Raw genomic sequence first — 7,898 nt, forward strand, 5'->3', positions numbered from 1 at the left:
CAAAAATAAGGAAGCTCCACATCTTTATGCCGCAGCGATGCCCGCCCGTCACAAGTCATTACCGAACTTTACGATATATCAATCTATGCGTCTGCATATCCCTACATAGCAATCAATAATGATAACTCTATATCGCTCCCGACATTCAATTAATGCCCATATGCGTCAAATCTTACTCCATTGGCTGTCCAGTTCCTAACATATCTACATCAGTTCAAATGCCTAGATTACTCCAGCGCTAACTCTCCAATATGCAATAGCTCATCAGTTTAAATGTAAGACCGATTTTGCCTGCCCACTTCTTTTTTATTTCAATGGGGGCTCCGAGCCTTACCCCCTGCGATTCCTGCCCATCTGGTAATGAAGAAACGAACAGGACCGGCGCCTTTGTTAAACCTGCGCGCCCAACAGGAATAATTTTAATCCGCTAATGGTGATTAACCAAAGCAGTAAAAAAGCTGTAGCCAAATTCATTGACCACAGCTGTGTTAATCATCATTTTTAATCTTATATCTAATACGTCTATCAATAGTGTCGTAGAAAACATCATTAATTAATTGAAAAATATTATCTACCTTGCTAGAATATACCTATAAGAAAGTTAAAAATCACTTGTTGATTAGGCTTTGTAATCAATGAGCTTGACCCGTTATCGATATTGGCGTATCAATAATGGGCTTTTTTATTGCTTTCAAATATTTAATTGTTAGTTCAATTATAAAGCAGTTTCATAGTATTTAAAAGTCAATCATGCACAAAAAATGCTGAAATTGCTCTATTAATTACAATCTCAGCATCTTTTTTACTATTTTTTGTTGATTTTTGACAGTGCTTTTTTTATTTTTGCTTTTGAGATTGAGTAATACTCTGTCTTAATCTGGTATGTATCATCACCATTTTTGACGTCAAACGATCTATAATAGTCGCTATCTGCCAAATCAAAATCATCTTTGACATCTTGTTTAGTGGCTATAATCCGCGTTGGCTGTACAATACCCTTACGCGAGCGCCTGTAAATCTGCATACCTATCGGATACAGGCTTAAACGTCCACCTTTGATGATTTTTTTAGTTTTGTCCTTATGGTTAAGATCACCATCCAAATTGTTTAGATCGACATCAGTAAGATAAGCCATAACATAGGCACTTACGTTGTCTGCATCTGATAACCTACGGACATTAACAAAGCCTTGCCCCCAAGCAGTTGCCAAATCACTGTTAGCAATGTACAGCCGTGATCGGTCGCAAGTTTTAAGCAACAAATGTGCATGTAATGACCCAGACGCCTGTGGCTCAATAACAACAATATATGCCAAATCCTTACCAGTTATACGACGCAAGCGACGGATAAGGCGTTTAAAATCATCATATAAGCGTTTGCTGTCCGTCATCGGACTATCCCTGTACGTCAAGGTTATCCATAACTCAGAGAGTCCACCGGCAAAATTTGCACCAATCAAACGTTTTAAACGCTTAAAAGTACTACGTAAAGACTCGTAATTTTTGGGGTCTGCCCGATTAACAACGTGCTTAATCGTTTTAATCTCACCAGTTACTATATTAACCATCTCGTCCTTATTAACCTTGCGCATTACAGGATTAGTGCCCAAAGCAGTTGACATCTCAATTGTGTCACCGTAGTGATAAGCGCTAACTACTTGATCATTTTTGATAGCATTTTTAGACTTTTTTTGCATAGACAAATTAGGTGCTAAAGTATTGAGTTAATCAAGTTAAAGATTAATTTTGAATTGGTTGAAGAGATGGAACTTTTACAGAAAGCTGATTTCTGAAATCGCCCCATATAGAAACCTTATCAAATTCATTAGCTACAAAAGTAGTTTGAAAAACTTTCCAGCCATTAAAAGCTGAAACAGGCTTACGAACCTTGAAAGTGATGGATTCTCCTTGATTAATACCTTTTTGATCATTAGGGTAAATTGTTGAGTCAGAAAATATGACTCCTGTAATTTTAGTCCCGACTATCTTCATAGTGTCGGGATTTTCCCCTTCTCTCCACTCTTCCGCCTTGGTAAATAAAAATTGCTTGTCTGCAAAGAAAGCTTCCGCATCAAATTTTTGGAAACTACTCAAACTTTTTAAACTCATTATTTTTATCCTTTCTAATCTTACTGGCTGCCGCCTCGCTATCGCCTTTTGGCGTGCGGGCGCCAGCTATTAACTTAATCGCATTACCTTATACTTTGATCTTGAGATATACCCTAAACCTAGGTTTTGATGATTTATGAAATCTTGAAAACTTGATCTTGTTAATCCCAATTCCAAAGCTAAATCATTCGCAATTTCATCTAGCTCCCTTAAATCGCGTCTAGCACTAACATTTTTAGGTAATCTGATAAACAAATACGCTTCCCGTTCAAACACAACCACAAAACTTAACAATCGAATTGAATTATTATATTTTTGAATCTGCGTTCGTGCTGTAGGGAATTTGGAATCATCAATTTGAGATACTAATTCTTTTTGTACGAATCTAGTTAATTGAAGAGATCTCTTATATAAGAAGTGCCCAGATATCTTACTACTGTAGGCTTTTGGGACTTCCTGCATATTTGCAATATGTATAATCGCACCAACAACAATCACTAAATTTAAGATTAAAAGAAATATTCCAAATACTGATCCAGAATTTTGCCATAGATCAAAGCCAACAAACCCTAGTAACAAAGCAAAGCCAACAATACTGAGGCTTACGCCAATTTCAAACGGCTGTTTGCTAATAAAACTAAAATTGTCAAAAATAGTCTGTATTTTTTTATTTTGATTCATCTTAATTCACCAACAAAAGGTGCTTTAAAAGGGACAATGTTACCATCACCATTTGTGATAATGCCGACTCCAAGCGTTCCATAATTATCCTCATCCAAAATCAAGTTATTGATTGCATCTTTGTCTAATTCTTTAAATAAGAATTGAGCATTTTCAGTATTTATCCTAGATGCCAGCAAGACTTTAACTCCAAACTCGAGTCTTGCTTGAGAACTTAGAGCCCCATTTGTGCCAGCTAAAAAACTTTGAGAAGCCATTACAATATGAATCTGAAATGAAGCACCCATCAGCAGTAACCTATCTAAAAGCCGAAAATGTATAGTTTTAGTGTTAGTATTACCCATTGCGGGAATGGAAATTCCTTCGTCAATGAATACAAAAACATCTTTAAATTTGGCATTGGGCTGTTTTTTTTTGCGTAATGCTCGCCGTTGCATTAGATCAATTACAGATTTTAACTGTAAACACACGCTATCAATAAAACTATTTTCCGACTTGGTAAAATCTGGATAAATATAAATCCCATCTAACTCCAAAGTTGTTGTTCTCAAATCTGGATCTAATTTTGGATCAATAATAACCAAAGGATTGCTTTCATCATCAAGTGCACCATTTTTTACCGATAACATCGAGTAGCTATGACAATTTATAGCCAAATATCGCAAAAATGTTGTTTTACCACCTCTAGTAGTTGACTGAATAGCCACATGAGGCGATAAACTAGGTATCCAATAATAATCATCCATTAAAGCAATCGCCAATTTTGCTCCATTAGAAAATACATTAGTATCTTTTAAACTACTTATACGTAGTCTTTCATATATCCCAAAATGGAGATCAAAGGCTAACGCTCTCGCCGATTCTGGAGGTTGCTCCAAACGTGGGATTAATGTAAGCCCTGGTTTATGTTTGACCACAAATGCCGGGTATAATACAGAACTAATAATTTGCTCTAACTTATTTTTTAAGTCAATATTAAGGATTAAAGTAGAAGGTTCGTTCAACCAAACCAAAAGCTTATTTTTAGTTAGCTGTATTCCTACAGTATTATTAAACGTGTTATCAGTATCGCCAAGTTGGGCGTCAATAGCTGACCTTATTAAACGACTGTAAGCATCTATTACATCGTCAACATTATCCATGCTAATTCTCCTACCTATCTATATGGTCAGCATTGAACTGCAACAATGCTATTTGCATTTCTGCAACGGATTTAAATAAATACTGCAGTTGTTCAGGTTCAACAAATTCTGTTGTCTGTCCGCTCACCAATGCATAAGCATCTGTTTCATGCTTTATTGCTTCCATCAATTTTGACTTGTCTTTTGCCAAAAATTCACGATTATCATTAATTGTACGAGCGCAGTTTAATGACAGTCCCCGTAATTTATGATCTTTCAAAGCATGCATTAGCTTAGACAAATCCCAACGCGAAGAAGCCTCGTTAATAGTTGTTATTAGTGCATTATGAAAATCTACAAAAATCCATAACAAATTATGATCATCCATAGTAATCCTCCTTATCTAGTTAGCACTAACTTAGCAATTCCTTACCTGTTGAGCTAACAACTAAAGAATAAAATATTTATTGCGTTTATATGATTTAACTAAAAAATAAGCAAAATGCTAAAAAACGTTCTAAAATGCTGATATATCAGGCTTTATAACCATTTAGTCACTAATACCACTCACCCTTAAAAGCTTGATATACAACTAAAAACAAAATTTTAGAAGTCAAAAAGATCCTCATTCTGCTTTATATAGAAGCAGAAATGCCGAAAAATTAACATTTTCAAAGTATTTTTCAAGTAGTCATAAAATAGCAATTTTCCAGAGAATATCTACAGGATTTTAATAAAAATGACGTTTGAAACGTCAAAAAAGGCACATTTTGACTTATTAAAAATATCGTTTTGTATCGATTTTCCGATCAAAACAAGCAAGAATGTAATAATTTTTCTATTGTTTCTAGTCATGAAATGATATAATTTAAATAGCGATAAGTGTGTTCAAAGAACACAAAAATACCCCGTAAGAAATTCTTACGGGGTTATTTTTTCTTACTTTACATAATGCCAATTAGACGCAGTTCGCTCATAGCAGGGGCTATAGAACTTACAAAAAGTAAGTTTGTGAAATTCTGGCTGTATACAATAAAATAAGCCGTCAAAACGTTGATATATCAGCGTTTTTATTTTTGTAATTTTTCAAAATCCGCGAAATTTCACAAAGTCAGTATGTTTCATTTTTTGTTATTTTTGGCTATTTTGAAAATGCTTTTGACGTAAATACAAAAGAAAAAGAATAATATAAAAACCGCTTTAGATCTTATTCTAAAGCGGTTTTTGCTTGTAGATTTTTATCTATGAAAGCCATTGTTTGATAATAAGATTATAACTATCTATTACCTTAATATCCACAGTCGAATAAGATGGCATCAAACTTGTCTCTAAATATTCATCCTTATGTGTTCGTATAATAAGACCTCTACTTAATTTCTTTTTGTTTAACGCTCTTGCAAGTAAAGTTTTTGTTTCTTCTAAACTTTCATTTTTAGTTTGTATCTTTACAAGGATAAGTTGATCATTATCCAAATCATTAATAATGCCATCAATACTCTTATTTCTAAAGACTGGCTTCGCATTAATACTATGCAGTAGATTCAAAACCATTTCATTTTTAGTAATATATGAAGATACACCTTTTTTTAACAAACGAGATTTAGTTTCAATAGGATTTGCTAACCTACTATTTGTAATATTAATAGCATCCGCTGACACATCAAAGCCAATAAATTCACGGTCAAGCAATTTAGCGGCTACAAGGGTAGTACCACTACCACAGAAAGGATCTAGTACAACATCTCCTGGATCAGAACCTAACCGAATAATCCTTTCTAATAATGCTAAAGGCTTTTGAGTAGGATATCCTACTCTTTCCTCAGCTTTAGGATTCAAGTACGGAATATCCCACACGTTAGATAATGGTACTCCCTTTTTAGCTTTAGGCGCTATTGTATTTCCATTGTCGTCCCTTTTATAAACTGTCTTATTATTACTGTCACGTACTCTTTCTTGTAAAAGTTGGTCTACATTAGTAGTAGGAGAATAATCGGTATAGATACGGTTAAACTTAAACTTACTAGTTTTGCTGTAAAAAAGAATAGTTTGGTGTGCGTTAATTAATCCTCTTTTAGAATTAGACCAGCGTTTATAAGTCCATATTATTTCACTTTGAAAATTTGAGGAGCCAAATATTTTCTCCAAAATATCTCTAAATATATAAGAGGCATTATTATCACAATGTACAAATATATTACCTGTTTCTTTTAAAACTCTATGAGCTTCTTTTAGACGTTCACTCATATATTGGATATACTGCTCTTTAGAGTCCCAGTTATCATTAAAACTAATATCCTTATCGCTCTTACTTGTTGATCTATGTCGCTTATTAGTAAAAAAAGGTGGATCAAGATAAATAAGATCTACAGAATTAGTTTTCAATCTGGACATTTCAACTAAGCAATCGCCTTGCTTGACTATCATTAATGTTTTTTCCTTTCATTCTCTGTAGCAATTCGTTCAAGTATTTCCTTTAAATTTACACCAGTGTAGTTATGAATATATTGCCATGCAGCATCACCAGCATAGTATTTACCACCAATGCCATGATACAGTGTCTCTAATGTATCCTGTATTTTCTTCGATTGCTCTCTATTAGGTCGGAAAAACATCACCCTAATTGGTATATACCCTGCATTCTTAATAACTTTAATTCGAGTATTTTCTTTAAGAACGTGATCGCCATCTGTTGTAGCATCTCTCCACTTAATCTCGTGAGCATCACTGTTAACAAGACAATCTATCTCATACTGTTTAGGTCTTTTTCCGATTGTGTTAGGAATTTTTACCTTTTTAGCATTATTTACGCCATACTTGTCAACAAAACACAAGTGGGCAGCATCTTCCATAAACGAGCCAGCATATTTATATAAAAAACGTCCTTCGTTTTGATAAAGATCAATGGCATCGCCTTCCTCTGCAGATATACCTAATACTCTATAAACCAAATAATGCTCTTTGTTATCCAACTTCATCTCATTCTTACGCTTGTCCATTCTAGTTTCAAGTTCTGCAGAATAACTCCCCGCAAGATGTTCTATTGCAGTCTCAATCCCCTTATGCTGCATTTCTTCTATCGCAAACTCTAATTTCGATTTTTTTGTCATATTACAAATACTCCTTACTTACATGAACTAATAAAACTTTATCAAATTTAAATCAATAGTAATATAACCAATATCGATAACCTAAAACTTACGAGTAATACGTTGCCAAAGTGATGCATTTTCAATCTTATCAACTTTATCTTGCAACTGAGAGCTCATCTCAGCAGTATCCAACAGCTTTTGTTGCGAATCTTTCAACTGTTTAGTCTGTTCAAGAATTTTTGCCTGCAATTGTTGTTGCTGATTATTCAATTGCATTTGTTTATCGTTAAGATCTTTAAAGTCATCTGCATACTTTTCGATCTTCTTGTTTAATCTTCGAATTTCTTCATTCTTCTTTGAAATTTCATCATCCTTCTTCGAACTAATTCGATTTAATTCTTCGTTCTTATCTTCTTTATCTTTACGAAGCTTGTCATTCTGCTTCTTAAGCTCTTCTATTTGCCGAAGAAGTCCTTCATTCTCTTCATTGTTCTTCGAAGATTCTTCATTTATCTTTGGGCGCAGTACACCAACTATCTTCTCAACATCAGAATCATCAATTAAAAACTTGTTTCCTTGCTTACTAACTTTAATATTCTGACGTTTAATCTCATCTCTAATTCTTTGTTTTTCTTTAATCAGATCATCAGGCGAAGTACCTAATATATCAGCAATCTCACGAACTGTCTTACCCATAATCAAAACTCTTTCTTCAAAATCTTCGAATATCTTTGAATATATTCGAATGAATTCAAATTTCTTCGAAGACATCTTTAAACCTTTTTAATTAACTTTAACCCAACTCGCACCACCAAAAAAGTAAAAAGAACTTGAAAAAGCAAGTTTAGATTTTTATGCTGTGCGTTTGTTAGGCTCCAGAGCATGGAATTTCCCTATCG

8 protein-coding genes are annotated in these 7,898 nt (G+C 34.0%); all 8 read right to left on the reverse strand.

The genetic code is table 11. The features are described from left to right. Window positions 1-805: 805 nt before the first annotated feature. On the reverse strand, window positions 806-1,696 hold the full coding sequence (locus tag JCM1039_RS09860) for a rolling circle replication-associated protein (protein ID WP_025015612.1): 891 nt from the start codon (window positions 1,694-1,696) through the stop codon (window positions 806-808). A gap of 43 nt (window positions 1,697-1,739) precedes the next feature. Next, complete coding sequence (locus JCM1039_RS11775) at window positions 1,740-2,108, reverse strand: hypothetical protein (RefSeq protein ID WP_025015613.1); 369 nt, start codon at window positions 2,106-2,108, stop codon at window positions 1,740-1,742. Window positions 2,109-2,177: 69 nt separating this feature from the next. Next, window positions 2,178-2,789, reverse strand: coding sequence for a hypothetical protein (locus tag JCM1039_RS09870; RefSeq protein WP_025015614.1), 612 nt, complete (start codon window positions 2,787-2,789; stop codon window positions 2,178-2,180). Next, window positions 2,786-3,931, reverse strand: a complete 1,146-nt coding sequence (locus tag JCM1039_RS09875) for a P-loop NTPase family protein (RefSeq protein WP_025015615.1) — start codon at window positions 3,929-3,931, stop codon at window positions 2,786-2,788. The genes JCM1039_RS09870 and JCM1039_RS09875 overlap by 4 nt, the downstream gene beginning before the upstream one ends. Before the next feature lie 10 nt (window positions 3,932-3,941). Then, window positions 3,942-4,298 (reverse strand): hypothetical protein, encoded by a 357-nt coding sequence (locus JCM1039_RS09880; RefSeq protein WP_025015616.1) that lies wholly within the window; start codon window positions 4,296-4,298, stop codon window positions 3,942-3,944. An 854-nt stretch (window positions 4,299-5,152) separates the two neighbouring features. After that, window positions 5,153-6,334 carry a DNA-methyltransferase gene (locus JCM1039_RS09885; protein ID WP_025015617.1) on the reverse strand — a complete coding sequence of 394 codons (1,182 nt, stop codon included), beginning with the start codon at window positions 6,332-6,334 and terminating at the stop codon, window positions 5,153-5,155. Then, entirely contained in the window at window positions 6,334-7,017 is a 684-nt protein-coding gene (locus JCM1039_RS11780; RefSeq protein WP_306305429.1) for an ApaLI family restriction endonuclease, read from the reverse strand. The genes JCM1039_RS09885 and JCM1039_RS11780 overlap by 1 nt, the downstream gene beginning before the upstream one ends. An 81-nt stretch (window positions 7,018-7,098) precedes the next feature. Next, window positions 7,099-7,770 (reverse strand): V-type ATP synthase subunit I domain-containing protein, encoded by a 672-nt coding sequence (locus tag JCM1039_RS09900; protein WP_236692551.1) that lies wholly within the window; start codon window positions 7,768-7,770, stop codon window positions 7,099-7,101. Between the last annotated feature and the right edge of the window lie 128 nt (window positions 7,771-7,898).

This window comes from Lactobacillus kitasatonis DSM 16761 = JCM 1039, assembly GCF_000615285.1.
GTDB lineage: Bacteria > Bacillota > Bacilli > Lactobacillales > Lactobacillaceae > Lactobacillus > Lactobacillus kitasatonis.